The organism is Exiguobacterium sp. s146, assembly GCF_018618415.1.
Taxonomy (GTDB): Bacteria; Bacillota; Bacilli; order Exiguobacteriales; family Exiguobacteriaceae; genus Exiguobacterium.
Map to the genome: position 1 here is coordinate 49,077 of NZ_JACSMA010000005.1, position 15,783 is coordinate 64,859.

The 15,783-nt window shown below is 50.9% G+C and carries 9 protein-coding genes; 7 read left to right on the forward strand and 2 right to left on the reverse strand.

Annotated elements, in window-relative coordinates; translation table 11 throughout:
* The first annotated feature begins 33 nt into the window (after positions 1 to 33).
* The 3 genes from KNP83_RS13400 (at position 34) to KNP83_RS13410 (ending at position 5,059) form a co-directional block, all read left to right on the forward strand.
* Positions 34 to 1,248, forward strand: a complete 1,215-nt coding sequence (locus KNP83_RS13400; protein ID WP_214762916.1) for a hypothetical protein — start codon at positions 34 to 36, stop codon at positions 1,246 to 1,248.
* The gene (locus KNP83_RS13405) at positions 1,245 to 3,809 is read left to right on the forward strand and encodes an SNF2-related protein (protein ID WP_214762917.1); all 2,565 of its coding nucleotides are present in this window, start codon (positions 1,245 to 1,247) and stop codon (positions 3,807 to 3,809) included. Before KNP83_RS13400 ends, KNP83_RS13405 begins: the two co-directional genes overlap by 4 nt.
* A gap of 299 nt (positions 3,810 to 4,108) precedes the next feature.
* Positions 4,109 to 5,059, forward strand: a complete 951-nt coding sequence (locus KNP83_RS13410; protein WP_214762918.1) for a hypothetical protein — start codon at positions 4,109 to 4,111, stop codon at positions 5,057 to 5,059.
* Positions 5,060 to 5,130: 71 nt separating this feature from the next.
* Here KNP83_RS13410 and KNP83_RS13415 read toward each other — a convergent pair whose 3' ends face one another.
* Together KNP83_RS13415 and KNP83_RS13420 are read right to left on the reverse strand one after the other, a co-directional pair.
* On the reverse strand, positions 5,131 to 5,751 hold the full coding sequence (locus tag KNP83_RS13415; protein ID WP_214762919.1) for a hypothetical protein: 621 nt from the start codon (positions 5,749 to 5,751) through the stop codon (positions 5,131 to 5,133).
* A 44-nt stretch (positions 5,752 to 5,795) separates the two neighbouring features.
* Positions 5,796 to 6,920, reverse strand: coding sequence for an HNH endonuclease (locus tag KNP83_RS13420; protein ID WP_214762920.1), 1,125 nt, complete (start codon positions 6,918 to 6,920; stop codon positions 5,796 to 5,798).
* Positions 6,921 to 7,280: 360 nt separating this feature from the next.
* Between KNP83_RS13420 and KNP83_RS13425 the strand changes: the two genes are divergently transcribed.
* The 4 genes from KNP83_RS13425 (at position 7,281) to KNP83_RS13440 (ending at position 15,693) form a co-directional block, all read left to right on the forward strand.
* A complete protein-coding gene (locus tag KNP83_RS13425; protein ID WP_214762921.1) occupies positions 7,281 to 9,143 on the forward strand; it encodes an ATP-dependent DNA helicase in 1,863 nt (620 codons plus the stop codon).
* 42 nt (positions 9,144 to 9,185) lie between these two features.
* Positions 9,186 to 9,872 (forward strand): hypothetical protein, encoded by a 687-nt coding sequence (locus tag KNP83_RS13430; RefSeq protein ID WP_214762922.1) that lies wholly within the window; start codon positions 9,186 to 9,188, stop codon positions 9,870 to 9,872.
* A gap of 156 nt (positions 9,873 to 10,028) precedes the next feature.
* Positions 10,029 to 13,046 (forward strand): UvrD-helicase domain-containing protein, encoded by a 3,018-nt coding sequence (locus KNP83_RS13435; protein ID WP_214762923.1) that lies wholly within the window; start codon positions 10,029 to 10,031, stop codon positions 13,044 to 13,046.
* Positions 13,036 to 15,693: a hypothetical protein gene (locus tag KNP83_RS13440; RefSeq protein WP_214762924.1), complete on the forward strand. Its 2,658-nt coding sequence runs from the start codon at positions 13,036 to 13,038 to the stop codon at positions 15,691 to 15,693. Before KNP83_RS13435 ends, KNP83_RS13440 begins: the two co-directional genes overlap by 11 nt.
* The last annotated feature ends 90 nt before the right edge of the window (positions 15,694 to 15,783 follow it).

The following is a 15,783-nucleotide window of genomic DNA, read 5'->3' on the forward strand; positions in this document are numbered from 1 at the left end:
CATCACATAATCTTTAGAAACGAGGTAATGAACTTGAGAACAGAACAATCAATAGAGACCATCAATTTGAGAGGGCGCATCGGTCATGACATCATGAAGACCGAGCAGAAGCGGAAGCTCGCCCTGAAGGGTGAGGTCAAGAGCTTCGACGTGTACAAAATCCCGCTCGACCTTCTCCTATATAACAAAAGAAACGGACGTATCATCAGCTGGATGAACAAACTTGAGTCCGAAGGGGTCGTCGTGGACGAGCTGTCAAAAGACGAGTACAACGAGAAGGTCGAGAAGATGATCGTCGACTCGAACCGGAACGCCCTCGAGAAGACGAAGACGAACATCAAGAAATTGGGGCAGATGCAACCGGGTGTCGTGCTGAACAACGGGACCGTCATCGACGGGAACCGACGCTTCACCTGTCTTCGACAACTCAAGCGTGAGGACGGGGGAGACCTTTTCTTCTATGCTGTCATCCTCGACCCCGAGGAGGGACTGACGGACGCCGACATCAAACGACTCGAACTGCGCATCCAGCATGGGGAGGAGCGACCGGTCGATTATAATGCCATCGACAACCTGGTCGACGTCTATAATGACATTCGTATCAACCGTTACTTCACAATCAAGGAATACGCAGCGAACATCGATAAAAAAGAACCTGATGTCAAGAAGATGCTCGAGAAGGCAGACCTCATGGTCGAGTACCTCAAGTTCATCAATGCGGAAGGCAAGTTCTATGTCGCACGTGAGCTGGAGCTCGACGGTCCGCTACAGGAGATGACGGGAATCCTGCGTAAAGAGAAGGACGAAGAGGACCGCATCCGGGTCCAGGACGCGCTCTTCACGGCATTGAGCACCTCGAAGGACAGAGACCTCACCCGTTACATCCGTAAAATCGGGAAGGACATCCTCCGCAGCAAGAACCGTGAGGAATTTCTGGAGGAGTTCGAGGACATCGTGGACGAAGTGCACGACGCCTTCCAGGAGAGGGAGAACGTCGACCTCTCGACGATCCGAGAGGTGAACAAGGACCTTGAACAGGTACGCTCCGAGGCATCTTATATCGTGAGCCGTCGTGCCGAGGAAACGGCCATCACACGGGCCAAGATGAAACCCGTCGATGCTTTGAACACCTCGCTCAAGGCGCTCGAGAACATCGACACGGAGCAGGTGTCCAGAATGGATGCGCACACGAAGGGCGAGTTCGACCGATTGGTGAACCTGTTGCGGGAGAGACTGGATTCCCTATGAGGGCCGAATCTGACTTTCGCCTCCTCGACCTGAAACCCTCATACTATACGAACCAGACGAGCATCGCGAACACCTTCTATGAGCCGGTCCTGACGAACGCCGTCTCCTATGACCGTGTGAGCGGGTACTTCAGCGGGAAGGCGTTCGCACACTACGCGAGAGGGATTCAGGGGCTGGTCCGGAACGGTGGGAGGATGCGTCTCATCATCTCCGAGGAGATAGCGGAGGAGGACTTCCTTCAGATGACCGAGGGATATCGTCTGAGACGTGAAATCGAGCAGGACCTTTTGGAACGACTCGACGAGAGGCTCTCCCTCCAGGAGGAGGCAGACTTCTCGAACCTGGCCCATCTCATCGCAATAGGAGTCGTGGACGTCCGCATTGGTTTCATCCGTTCCGGATTGTTCCACTCCAAATTCGGGCTCGTCAAGGATGCGGAGGGGAACATCCTATATTTCACCGGGTCCAATAACGAGACACGCGCCGCCATCGAGCACAATTACGAGTCATTCGACGTCACCGGGACCTGGCTGTGCTCGGACTTCGACCGTCAAAAGATCGACAGGGCCATCGAGGAGTTCGAGAGCCTCTGGTCCGACAGTTCGGGCAAACATGGTGTACGTGTCAGGGAATTCGAGGAGCTCGTGCTGAGTCATATCCTGAGAAGAGACAAGGGGAAGATTATATTGGACAAAGAGATGCTGTTGGACGACGCCCTGGTCCTGACGTTGGATCAGGGAAGGCTCGTCGTCCATGACCGGGTGGCGCCCGGCAAGTTACGTACGAACGAGCGTACACTGACGAGGACGCTCGTGCCGTTCTGCGAGGGAGGATATCCTTCTTTCCGCGCAGACTTGACGTATATGGAAATCAAGAAGGTGATTAGCCGTCTGGAGCACCTCGGCGCAAGGCGTGGTTTCGAGGTCGTCGTCACCGAACGTCTCCAGCAATATCTGGGCGACCAGGAATTCATGATCGAGGAGAGGGCAGAGTATGCGCGTCTCCTCAAGTCGTCACACGAGAAGGTTCAACAAAAGTACGAAATCTTCTCGAGCCTTGTGGACAGGGAGCTCGAACGAAAGCTCCGGGAGCGGCAGATGCGCTCGGCCTTCTATATGGTCGAGATGCAGAAGGCGGCGAATTTCTCCGTGCCAGGTGCGGGAAAGACCTCGATGATCTATGGCGCATATGCATACCTCTCTTCGAGAGAGGTGAACAAGGTCGAGCGTCTCATCGTCATCGGGCCTAAGAATACGTTCATCTCATGGAAGGACGAGTTCAAGGCGAACTTCGGGAACAAGAGAGACCTTAGGGTGCTCGACATCCATGAATCGGTCGAGCCGTTGCTCGCCCTGAAGACCGACGCACACCTCTATGACCTTATCCTAGTCAACTACGAGTCGCTCGGAAAATATGAGCGGGTCCTCTCGGAGGTGATCGACCGCTCCACCATGCTGGTCTTTGACGAGGTCCATAAGATCAAGGGACTGAACAGCATACGCGCGAAGTCCGCGAAGGCGTTGGCCCCCCTGGCCCCCTATAAGTTCGTCCTTACCGGGACACCGATACCCAACACTTATGAGGACATCTATAACTTCCTCAATATCCTGTACGGTGAGGAATACAAGTCATTCTTCAACTTCAAGCCTTACGAGCTCAAGGAACCGGACGAGTCGAAGGTCCAAGAGGTGAACATGAAGTTGGTGCCGTTCTTCTGGCGGACAAACAAGCGGGAGCTCGGTGTGCCAGATGCAGATGACGATATCCTCTACAAGATTGTCGCTGACGACACGGAACAGCGCATCATCGACCTCCTTTACCGGAAGTACCGGGGAAATCCATTCGCCCTCTATATCCGCCTCATCCAAGCGGCATCGAGCCCGGAGCTCGTCCTCCGGAACATCGACATGGCAGAGATGTTCGGAGAAGATGCCACAGGAATCCCCCTTTTAGACGGGGACGGGCAGCCCGATGTTTCCTTAGATATGGAGGAGATTCGTCTCCTCAGGTCCGTCCGAGAGACACGGAAGTTCCGACGTGCCATCGATACCGTCACCTCCCTCCACAGGGAGGGCAAGACCGCGGTGGTTTGGTGCATGTTCGTGCATACGATAGACCGGGTCCATGAGGAGCTCATGTCGAACGGGATTCGATCCGCGGTCATCTATGGCAGCACGCCACAGGAGGAGCGCGAGCGACTGATCCGTGCCTTCCAGAACCGTGAGTTCGATGTCATCGTCACGAACCCGCACACGCTGGCGGAGTCAGTGTCGCTCCATCATGTCTGTCACGACGCGGTCTATCTCGAGTATTCGTTCAATCTCACCCATATGCTCCAGTCGAGGGACCGGATTCATCGTCTGGGACTCCCAGAGGGACAATACACCCGTTATCATTACATGATGATGGAGGGCCAGCCCGATAGACAGAACATGGTCGATGAGAAAATCTACATCCGACTCAAGGAGAAGGAGCAGCGTATGCTCGAGGCGATTGAGAACGGCGAGCTCCGACCTGACCCGAACGTGAACTATGACGACATCGTCGCCCTGTTCGATTGAACCGATAGCCGATCGATTTAGATGGAGGAGGTCCGCCGAAGGCGCGGACCTCCTCCATTTTGTCGATTTCAAAGAAACAGACGAGGTGGTGTATCGGGACAGATGAGTCATCGAAGAGATATCCCTCTTTTGTAAAAATGATGATACGTCCCCTAAAAATCAGGGAAAAAGATAGGAAAGTGGAGACAAAAAAATGAATACTTGGGTACTGGACCTAATACATGTATTCAAAATCGGACGAGATACCGTCTGATGGTCAAGGGAGGAGGAATGAGAGATGAAAAGCGGGCCTGGGGAGCGTGGCGCTCGAGAAGACGAAGGACAACATCAAGAACTTCGGACAGCGGGTGCCGGGTGTGGTGCTCAACGATGGGACCATCGTGGACGGGAACCGTCGATTCACCTGTCTCCGCCATCTGAGACGTGACCACGGGATGGATGTGCTCTTCGAGGCAATCATCCTCGACCCGAAAGAAGGGCTCTCCGATATCGACATCAAGCGGCTCGAGCTCAACCTGCAGCATGGCGAGGAGCGTCCGGTGGACTACAATCCTATCGACAACCTCGTCGACGTCTACAATGACATCGTCGTCAACGAATACTTCACGGAACAGGAGTATGTGCTGAACACCAACAAGAAGCTCCCGGAGGTCAAGAAGATGGTCGAGAAGGCCAAGTTGATGGTCGAGTATCTGGAGTTCATCAACGCCGGTGGGAAATTCTATCTCGCGAGGGATCTGGAACTGGATGGGCCCTTCCAGGAAATGGTCGGCATCCTGAAGAACGAGAAGGACGAGGAGGAACGGATCCGAGTGACGGACATGCTCTTCACGGCGTTGACAATCTCCAAGAACAAGGACTTGACCAGATACATCCGTCGCATCGGGAACGACATCTTGAAGGCACCGAATCGAGAGGTGTTCCTCAAAGAGTTCGACGACATCGTTAATGATGTCGCCGACGCTTTTCAGGGAAAGGAGAAAATCGACCTGGAGGCTATGAGGCAGCTCAACTCGAAAATGAAGGATCTGAGGAATGAGGCCGCCTCCCTCATCGACCGTAGGGCTGACGAGACTGCCATCTCCCGGGCGAAGATGAGACCAATCGATGCATTCAACACGTCCCTGAAGACGCTCGATACAATCGACATGGACCATATCGGAAGGCTCGACGAGAAGAACAGGGAGGAGTTCATCCGTCTCATGGTACGGATGCGGGGAATGCTGGCCTCCTTCGAGGAACGTCTCTGACGATGGTTTGGCAATTACATGGCTGTAATACTCGAAGAAGTCGCCGCACAGGTGCCGGCGACTTCTTTTCATCAGACGACAGAGCGCCTCATGTTCTCGATGACATCGAACGTTCGTAGGAAACGAGAGGACAGGGAGGCATGTGCGAACCTGGGCGCAGGTCTCCCGCCCCGGGCAGCGGTCCTCTCGACGACGGTCTCGATGTCGAGCAGATTCGGGTGGATCGAAGAGATGACGGCCTCGGTATATCGGACGAACGGCATCCGGACACCCATGTGTCGAGGACTCGGATAATTGATGTCCTCCTGTAGAATCAACCAGTAGAGGAGCATCCTGGTCTGGTGGTCATCCAAGCTGTTTCCCGCGAGTTCGAACGGGGACGGAAGGTTTTCTGTCCCCGCTAGGCCGTTGGTAGCCAAGTCCTCTAGAAAGCAGAGCATCGACTCGGCCCCGTCGTGTCCCGAAATCTCGCAATACTTATGAATCGCACGGACCACGTGTGTATGCGAGGGAGCAAAATCGTTCAAATAGAGACAATAATCCCCGATTTTGCCACCGCGTAACGCTCCAGGATATCGCAATTGTAGGCCCGGGACATGTTCCTCTAAGAGGTGGATGTTCCCATGGACCACTTGGACCGGCATCTTCGTATAAAGATTTTTCATGAATAGAATGTCATCTGCGAACGGCATGGACGAATCCTCCTGAATAATTTTTGAGAGTTGAATAGAAATGCTCATCTTGAAGAAGTTTTGAAGGTGTTCGCCCGATGGAGGCGCATATATGCCTTGTTTCTCGGTATATGTGAGAGGTGCATCGTCTCGTCTATCGACAACCTCTGCCATTCCTGGCGAGGAAACATCTCCGAAATCAGAATCCTCCCATCGTCCTCGAAAGTGATGAATCCTTTGTCGAACAATGCGTCATGGGTGACGCAGAGAAGGAGCCCATTGTCGGGGTCTTGCCGTTGGTGTTCGTTGGCGACCGACCATGGGATGATATGACTCGCGACCAAGAGGGGCTCGACCGCCATACCACACAGATCACAGCAGTCGCTTCTTTTCAGGAGTTCCCGTCTGAATCTCCCCTGTGTTTTTCGGAAAGATGCCATGCGATAACCGATGCTCTCCATCTTCACCTTTTTCTTGTTGCGGCTGAGGCTTTGCACCTGAGGTGGTTCGACATGTGGATCAAATGTTCTTTCGGCCAGGAAGCGGAGCCACTCCACAGGTGCATTTTCAGAATCAATCTTCCCATGCTTCAAGTCGAGCAACCACTCCCTGGTGACGGTCGTCCTCAAAACGGTGAATCGTCCGACCAGGTTCTCAAAATCCTTCCCTGTCCGATTTTCATTGAACCTCTCTAGTGTCAAAGCCTCTGAAGCGTCAAGTCCTTCGACGTAAGGTACGGCCAAGCCGATGTACTTGACGCTTCCGTCAGGCAGTTTCTCAAAGTAAAAGAATGGCACGATATGTGCACCAAATTCCTCGTATGACCTTCTGAAATATTTGATGAACGCCTTGTTTCCCGCCTGTTTCGTGGAGAGATGGTCTCTGCCATGTTTTTGATTGTCCCCGTGATAAGTCAAAATACCGCTAGCTGTATCATAGACGTTTGGCCAATTCAGCTGTGCGCCACTGTTCACGAGTACAATGAACGCCTCTTCCTCAGATGACCCGTTGTTAGCATGTAACATGGTACGGCGAATCCCACCCATGTTACCGATACCCCTGTACCCCTCGAATTTGAAAATCCTCTGAATCGGTTCGTCTCTCGTATAATTTCCTGTGTCACCAGAAAGGTACACTCGATTTGGAACAAGGTTTGATATAGGCAAATCTTTAAAACTGACTGTGTCCATAATGACTCCTCCCATAAAATTCATTTATCCACCTTCTCAGCATATTGTAAGAAGTCTCGATACAAAGATGAAAGTTTCTCTTATTCATTATAGGTCGTTTCCTATCCTTAAGGATGTCATATTTTTAGCTGGGTATTAAAGAATCGCTATTCATCAATGTCTATAGAGTGTAGGATACATGATGAATATACATCTTCTTCCTGATAATGGTTGATCAAGAGTGGGGGACAGTGATAAAATAAACGAGAACATATGTTTCAAGGAGTGATTATTATCAAATTTATCAATCAAGTATTCAATGGCATCGATTCGATGACGGAACATGGATTGACCCCACGCGAGGGACAAGAGAACCTTATGTTGGACATCGCCCAGGCGATGGAAGAGAACCAGGTGCTCATCGCGGAGGCGGGGGTCGGGATCGGTAAATCCTTCGCCTATCTCATGCCGGGACTGATTCGAAGTTGGCAGACCGGGAAGCCCCTCATCGTCTCTTCGTCCTCTATACAACTGACCGAGCAACTCGTCTCGGACGTAGAGAAGGTAGGTCAAATCCTTTCGAAGCCATTTACCTACACGGTAGGGAAGGGGCGCACCAACTATTCTTGCTTCAAGAGATATGAGTCCGGTTCGAGTCGTTTCAAGAAAGACTTTTCAAGTATCGGGGCGTTGCAAGAGGCCTGGGGCGGGGAAGAATTGACTCCTTCTGAGAAGAGGGGCCTACAGGTGGAGTCCTGCCTGTTCAACCGATGTGAGCTCAGACATGCATGTGAATTCTACACCATGAGACAACGCCTCGCGGGACGAGGAGGGTCCTCGGTAGATTGTCTCATCGTGAACCATAACCTGCTCGTCGAAGACCTGAGGCAGAAGCTCTCCGGTCGCAAAGGACTCATCGAGGAAGGGCACGCCACCGTCATAGACGAGGCTCATAAGTTCGAGGACGTCGTGAGGGACGCGCTGAATACGAAATTGAGCCATCATGACGTCAAAAAGCTGAGACGACTTGTCGAAGATGTCCGGTTGAAGCGATTTGACATCGTGTCACTCGAACGAGACCTGCTCGACCTGTTCGATACATTCTATACCTACCTTTCCTCGAAGTACGGCAGGGAGGCAGAATATGTGCTCGATAACCGGCTCGATATCGCGGATGTCGTGCACGGTACACGGGAAATGATGAATAAGGTTCTTATTAATCTAGGTGCACTCCTGGAGGCGCTGACTTATCACGATTATGACGATTCGAGAGAGGACCTGTATGAGGAGACGGTCACGCTCGCCGAGACATTCCATACATATTTGGATTCGTTGTTGACGGAACGGTCAGTGTACTGGGCGGTCTATGAGCGAGAATTCAGTCGGAGAGGCTTGTTCCTCTGCAGCGCTCCGAAAAACATCGATAAGTTCATACAGAAATTGTTGTTCGGACGAGGGAACTCGGTGATTTTGACATCTGCCACGCTTGGTACGGGAGACAAGACGACGGATTTGAAAAAATATTATGGGTATCAAAGGAGGACGCTAGGTCTGCCGGTGCGCACCGAATACAGTGATCCACAACCCTCCCCATATGACTATAAGAGCAATACACGTCTTTATGTGCCAAGGGAGGAAATCGACGTGAGAACGGATGAGTCAATCGAGTCGATCGCCTCAGAAATCAAACGGCTGGCCGATGTGTTCGAAGGCAAGACTTTGGTGTTGTTCACCTCGAAACGCCAACTCGACCAGGTCGACCTGTTGCTACAGGATAAGAGCCAAGACGCGGCGTGGACTTTGATGAGACAAGACGGAACAAAGTCTGTCCGAACGCTCCAAAAAGAGTTCACGGACGGGGGCGGCAAGGTCCTCTTCGCGACGGGATCCTTCTGGGAGGGCGTTAATATCAAAGGGAATGCGCTCTCCTGTCTCATTGTCGTTAGATTGCCATATCCGGTACCTGACCCTGTGATTCAACATAAGACCACTTTGATACCTGGGACTGTCGAAGATGAGATGATGATTAAACTGAAGCAAGGAACCGGTCGGCTCATCCGATCAGAGGAAGACATGGGTGTGGTCGCAATATTGGACAGCAGGATCATCCGACGGCCTGAAATCCTAAGCTCCTTGGCGTTCGGTCCGATGCTTCGCGACCTTCAGGACGTAGAAGCATTCGTTGAAGGTGAGATGAATCATTATCTTGATTCAAAAAAAATCACCACCATGGTCGAATACTGATGTTCAGGGTCGAGGTACCTACAGTAGGATGGAGGATGAGAGATGGTTCAAAAACTGATTGATTACTATCTAAAACGTTTGGAGCTTGAGCAAAAAGAGGAAGGGGGTATCTTTAAGAGGATACCCTCGATGCGAATGTTCGTCCTCTCGATTCTATTGAACCTCTCGGTCCTGGCATTCCCTGCCATCGTTCCTCGAATGGTAGAGAGCATGATAGCTCTCAGTCTGTGGTGCATCGCAATCGTGATGACATCTTACATGATGAGATACTACAATGACATGTCTGATAGAAAACTCAAACAGGCGAGAGTCGAGCGATTCAAGCGGATGAAGGGTGTTGTGAGCGGTGTCCTCGAACACGACTATCACATCCATCGATCGATCCATATCAGGGAGTTGGCAGATTTAGTCGCAAAGCGTGTTGCCCCACATGAGAATAGGTATTCATTGGACGCGGTGTACCTGACCGTGTTCATATCATCATCGATTTCTATCTTGAACTCCACTGCAGAGCTGCAAGCGACCCTCAAGTTCTTGTTTGTCTTCAGCACATTGATTCTGTTTGTCTTCGTGCGGTATCTGGTCTCTTTTTTTGAGATCGTCTCGAACAAGAGATTTAGTCAACTCGGTGTGTTGCATGAAATCATGGAGGAACTATATGTGGAGAGATTGATTGAGGAGTCCCGGGTCGAGGACCAAGCTTCTCGACGAAGGGGACCGGGGGAATGACGTGACTGAACCGGTGACATTGGAGGAGGGCATGGGTGTGACCATACCCTCCTATATTATGTGCGTTATTTTGGAAGGATGGCGAGTCTCGATGTCGAAAGGTATCGATGAGCCATATATCATTTGACGATATCAAATAATAGGGAGGTGCTCGGTATGATAGATATGAAAGAAGTCTTGAATTACATCGAGGGCTCCACAGAGATAGAACATATGTTGACGACCGATTATGTTCGATACAGACATCCCTACGTGCAGCAGGGGACGAAGAATCGTAGCGCGCCCCTTTTCACCACGGTACTATATGAGATGATTCTGGAGAAGCGGAGTCTACCTCGCTGTACGGAGTTCGAGGAAAAGTTCGTCGGCGATTACTTTCCCGGATCGAACCGTGAATCGGCAAAGAGTCAGGCCAATCTCGCCTACAAGGCGCTATTGACAGACATACACTTCTATTTCATTTTGCAGGAGACGGGAATCTTCGACTCGGTCGAGATGAGCCTTACCCATGACGTGTTCATGAAAAGTGACATCTTGCTGGGGTCCGGAGATTTCTCCATGGGTCTTCAACTATTCTCGGGTGACGCCGCATATGAAAGGACCAAGAGACTGTCATTAAAACGAATCGAATCCTTCACCTCCTACCCGATACATCTCTTTCGTTTGAAGTCGAGGAAGAACTGGAAGGATGCTGAAGGAAAAGCGTTGTCGCTATACGAAGAGGAGGACGCCTATGAAATCTTTGGAATCATGCAAGGGCATGAGGCAGGGATAGAAATGGACCTCGTCCCCGAGAAGGGGGTGGACCGGTACGCCCTTCATGAAGAAGAACACGCTATAAAAGAGACCGACAGAACGAATGCACCGCGTCACTCAATCGTCTTCGGAGGAGACGTATCACCCTCGGTCATCGACTCGATGAGGATACGAGGAATCAAGGTCTATCACATCCCTGTGAACATCTCGGGCATCACCCCGTTCACTATCAATGATGGTGTTGGCCACCAAAGATATGCGAGCTATCTCAAGGAGCACGGTCATCTGGCGAACCGGTTCAACTACGACCAATATGTGGTGGAACACGCGGACATCGACGAGAGCATCACCATCAATGCGGGTGCGGGGAGCGGGAAGACGACGACACTCATCGCGAGAATCTTGTTTCTTCTAAATACCGGTGCAATCAAACACCTGGGAGAGGTTGCCATGATCACCTTCACGAACGAGGCGGTCAACAATATGGAGGCGGCACTTGCCAAAGAACTCGTCCGACTGACAAGGCAGACCGGTGACACAAGGTTCTTGAAATACTTGAACGAGTTGCGCAGGATGGACATCTTGACGATTCCCTCATTCGCGAAAAATATCTTGAACCAATATGGACAGCATATCGGTCTGGGCTCGAACGTGAGAATCAGTGGAATGACCATGGAGAGGAGGATGCTCATCGATGAGGTGATAGACGAGAAGTTCCGTGGTACCAATATCCAAGATGTCTTCTCGGGACTGTGGTATTATCGCGTCCGTGAGTTTGTCGAGAAGCTATGGGACAAATTTGAACAGAAAGGTCTCATTCATGAGGAACTTGAAAGGATGGACTCACCTAAAAATGAGCTCATCAGTTCGTTCGTCGCCACTGTCATCGATTCCGATAAGAGGCTCGACGAGCTCAAGAAGGTTTCAGATATCCTCGGGGTTTCTGATTTGACCCGGTACCTAAAGCGACTCGTTGCAGTCGACGCACCTCTCTTTGAGATGTCAGAACGATACAAGTATCTTCTTGTCGACGAGTTCCAAGACACAGACATCTCTCAAATATCGTTCATCGCGAATCTTGTCGCTTCGACGGATATTCGACTCATTGTGGTGGGGGATGTCAAACAAGGGATCTATAGATTCCGTGGGGCGGACTCTTCAGCCTTCACTGTCCTGCAATCCACTCTGGCGAACAAAGGGGCGCGACCACAGACGAGATATCAACTCGACGAGAACTTCCGTTCATCGAAGCGGCTCGTAGAGATGATGGAAAATCATTTTGTCGCATGGCGCTCTTGTGGACTGTTGCCGGGGGACGATGGGGCGATGTTTTCGCGGAAGATGGTTGAGGATCGAGGGGATGCGTTCTTCACATTGAAAGATGGAAGTGTCGACATGGATGAAATCAAGTCGCGATATGACGAGCTCCCTGAGAATTCGGTGCTGGCGATACTCGTACGCGAGAACTCCCAGGCCGAAGAAATCGGGAAGAAGTTGAGGCAAGACGGCAGGATAAAGAATTATGAGGTGAGGATGGATGGGACGCTCTTCCTTTCAGAAGCCGCCAAAGACCTACTGATTCTGTTGGGGTCTTGGATTTTTCCTAAGGACAAGAAGTTGATTTTCTCGCTCGATGGGACCGCCTTCTCGTTTCCGTCCGATCCGGTCAGGGTTAGAAGAGTAGGGGTGGAGGATGGGCAGGAGAGAATCGTGGCAGAAGAACATGTTGTCTATTTGGACAACATATGGTCTGAGGCACAGGTGAAAATGAAGCACCACCCCCTCCTGCCCGTCATCGACCATTTCCTCGAGAACTCCCGGCACTTGGAAAACTTACGTGGTGCGGGTGTTCCAGAGGCCGAGGTGAAGAAGTACGAGCTGAACATACAAAAAATCTTGTTGCTGGCCCACGAGAAGTTCGCAGACGAACCCTTGGACATCTTGAAACTCTACAACTGGCTGGATATCCAAGTCTCCACCAATCGGGAGGACGACGAGGCTGATATCGAGGACTGGAGTTTCGAAGGGAACATCGTAAGGGTGCTGACGGTACACCGTTCGAAAGGACTACAGTTCGACACGGTCATGATTCCCTACACCTCGAAAAACATGGTGAAAGGGAGCCACGGTGACGGGAGTGATATCATCGTCTTTGCCGACGAGACGGGTGACATCGAGTATAGTTGGCGATTCGTCGACCAGGCTGCAAAAATAGACTTTATGACGGAGAACTATTTTTTGCTCAAGAAAGAGGAGGACGAGGAACAAATCAAAGAGGAATGCAGACTGCTCTATGTGGCCATGACGAGAGCGATATCCAGAATATTTGTCTATGAATACGACAAGGCGAAGGAAAATGACCCCCCACGTACCTGGGGAGACCTTTTACGGATGGGAGGACGCGAAGATGGGCTATAAAGTCATGACCTATGAGACGCCTGAACAGCTGATGCATCCGGCATCTCGGTTCGGTCCTTATCGAGATGCCATCCACATCACGGCAACGAATTCCTTGAGGGATGGCATGGAAGAGAGTAGCAATGAATTGTTCCGCTGGTTTCATAACCCTGTGATTTCTTTTGCGGATCTGTCAAGGGTGATGGGGGGAGGTTGGTATCGCCCTGGCACGGAGCTTCATCAGTTCGTTCTCCTCTCTGAGGCATTGCGTCTGCATGTTGAACAGGGGCATGTCGAACATCTTGATATCCACAGCGCCGTCGACAAGAATCAAGGCCAGCTCTTGTCGACCATGAGGACGCTAAGGGAAGCTGGTGTCGAATCGGACAATCTTTCCTTTCCCAGAGACCAGGTTTCGATGGAGGAGAAGACCTTCGTAAGGCTCTATGGTGCGATGGAGACATCCGGTGCGTTCAAAAAGTTTGATGATTGGATGACGAGGTTCGATGAGGACATCATCGGATGTTTCACAGACCTGCTCGAAGAGGCTTTGACGGAGAGGGGCAAGACGCATCCCCATATCCTCCATGGTGGGTCAGGGGTGGGACTCGGCGGTGATTCAGACTTAAGGGGTCTCGTGGAACGAAGATTCGCGCAACAGAAAAAAATCGTTCTCCATGGATTTTACTTCCTCCTACCGATACAGAAAAAAATCTTTGACATGCTAAGCCGAGAGGTCGAGGTAATCCACGTAGTGAATCACGTCGACGGCTTCAAGCGTGGCTTCGAACCCATCGAGCGATTCCTTGATTTCTCGAACACACCAAGTGAGAAGGCGTTGGATATCCCGTATCCGGTCAACATGCACGCCAAGCGCTATCTCGAGGCATTGAACGGAAGGTTCGAGGAGGGAGAGGAGAGCAAGGGTGAGGTCTATCGTTTCAAGAACCTCTATCAATTCAAGGAGTACGCGAGAAGAGATACACATCATCTGGTTTCACCGAAAGCCCATAAGATACGGGGATACATGTCTGACCTGGACGAGATGGGGAGGCAGCAGTTGTCCCGTTACCCGTTCGGACGTTTCTTGCTTGATATCCACAGGCTGAACAATGGTCGATATGACACAAGGTCTGATTCGTATATAAGTTCCGAGAACCTCTCCATCGAACGGATCCAGCGTATCTTCCAATCAGGATTCCTCCTCATCGATGGTGTCCAGGCGACATGTTACTTGAGACCGTTAATCAGGGTATCGAGGCTACTCGAACGAGAAAAAGAGTTTGATGGATGGACTCGAAAGTTGGACGAGTTGATTTCAATCAAAGAGGATATAGAACAAAGATTACGGGCAAAACATAGTGAGTTTGATGGTGATTTGGACCATAGACTATACGCACGTCCCCACGAGATGATAAGCCATCTGAATGTGAGCATCGAGGAAATCGAGGCGATCAAGAAAGGTTTACAGGTCATCCGAGAACTCTATCAAAAATTGTTCAAAGATGAGCGTGCGAACATCAAAGACTACGTTGAGGTACTGGATGATCATATCACTGGTGAAATCATGCCCGGTCTTCAAAATGCGGCGGATAAAAGAATCGCGGAGGAAGTGAGGGATTCTCTAAAAGAGCTACAGGATAGTCCTTTGGAGGCAGTGGACCGACGTGACCTTGTGAGGGGACTCGAGTTCTTCTTGGCTGGAAGACCAGAAGAAGATGGGTATGAATCTGAGGTCAACGGACGTGAACAAGGTCAGAAGGGGGATCTCGTCAAAGCGATGCTCAACAGTGACGGGTTGCAGTTCTCTCAGAAGCGCCAAATCCACTTCTGTGTGATGGATCAGAAATCATTCCCATATACGCAGTCGATGAGTCTTTGGCCGCTGAAACCTGAGCGGACACAGTATCTCTTTGAGACGAATGTCGCGCTATCACAACTGAAGGTTCGAAAAGACCTCGAGTTCGAAATCGCATGTTATCTTCTATATCTTCTTATGTGCAACGGTGTCCATCTGAAATTCTCGTTCATCCAAGAGTTTGAGAAGGACAAGGCGCTCGCACCCTCGTTCTATCTTGACCTGATGGGACTCACCGAGGCCCCTCCGGATTCCATAGACGATAAGGATGAATCTGACGAGACGGAAGGTCAAGAAGTCGCTTCCCCTGTGAAAATTACCCTGACATCCAATGACCGAGTCTTCGTGGGAGCGGTCAAAAGAACGTATGAATATTGTAAGAAACGTGCGGCCTACAGTTATCTGTTCGATGAACGCCCCGTTTTCGAGAGCGAGTTCCACGAGGGTTTCGTATTCCAAAATCTTCTCTTGTTGGGCAGATGCGGGGACAGGGAGAGGGAGGCACGCTGGGATCGTCGTGTCAGTTCACTCTTCCCTCACCTCTCTGAAACGAAAAAAAAGATGTGGACTGCTAAACATCATCTCTATTGGGATGAACATCCATCAAGTCCGAAGGGGAAAAATTTTCATCTTGGTCAGGTGAGGTATGTCATCCCGCGAACGGAAGTCACCTTGTTCGGGACACCGTCAAGGGGACGGAACGTGTTTGATGGGGCTGGTCTTGAACAATCAATCACTGCCACCCCGGGGCCACATTGTAAGTACTGTCCCTATGAGAAGATGTGCAGGGAGTCAGCTAGAAAGGTGTGACACTCATTTTTCTAGATGAAGCGATGTTGATGATGTCTCTGTCGAGACGAATCAAGCGAGTCTTGATAACGGCTAAAGGATTATATCGGT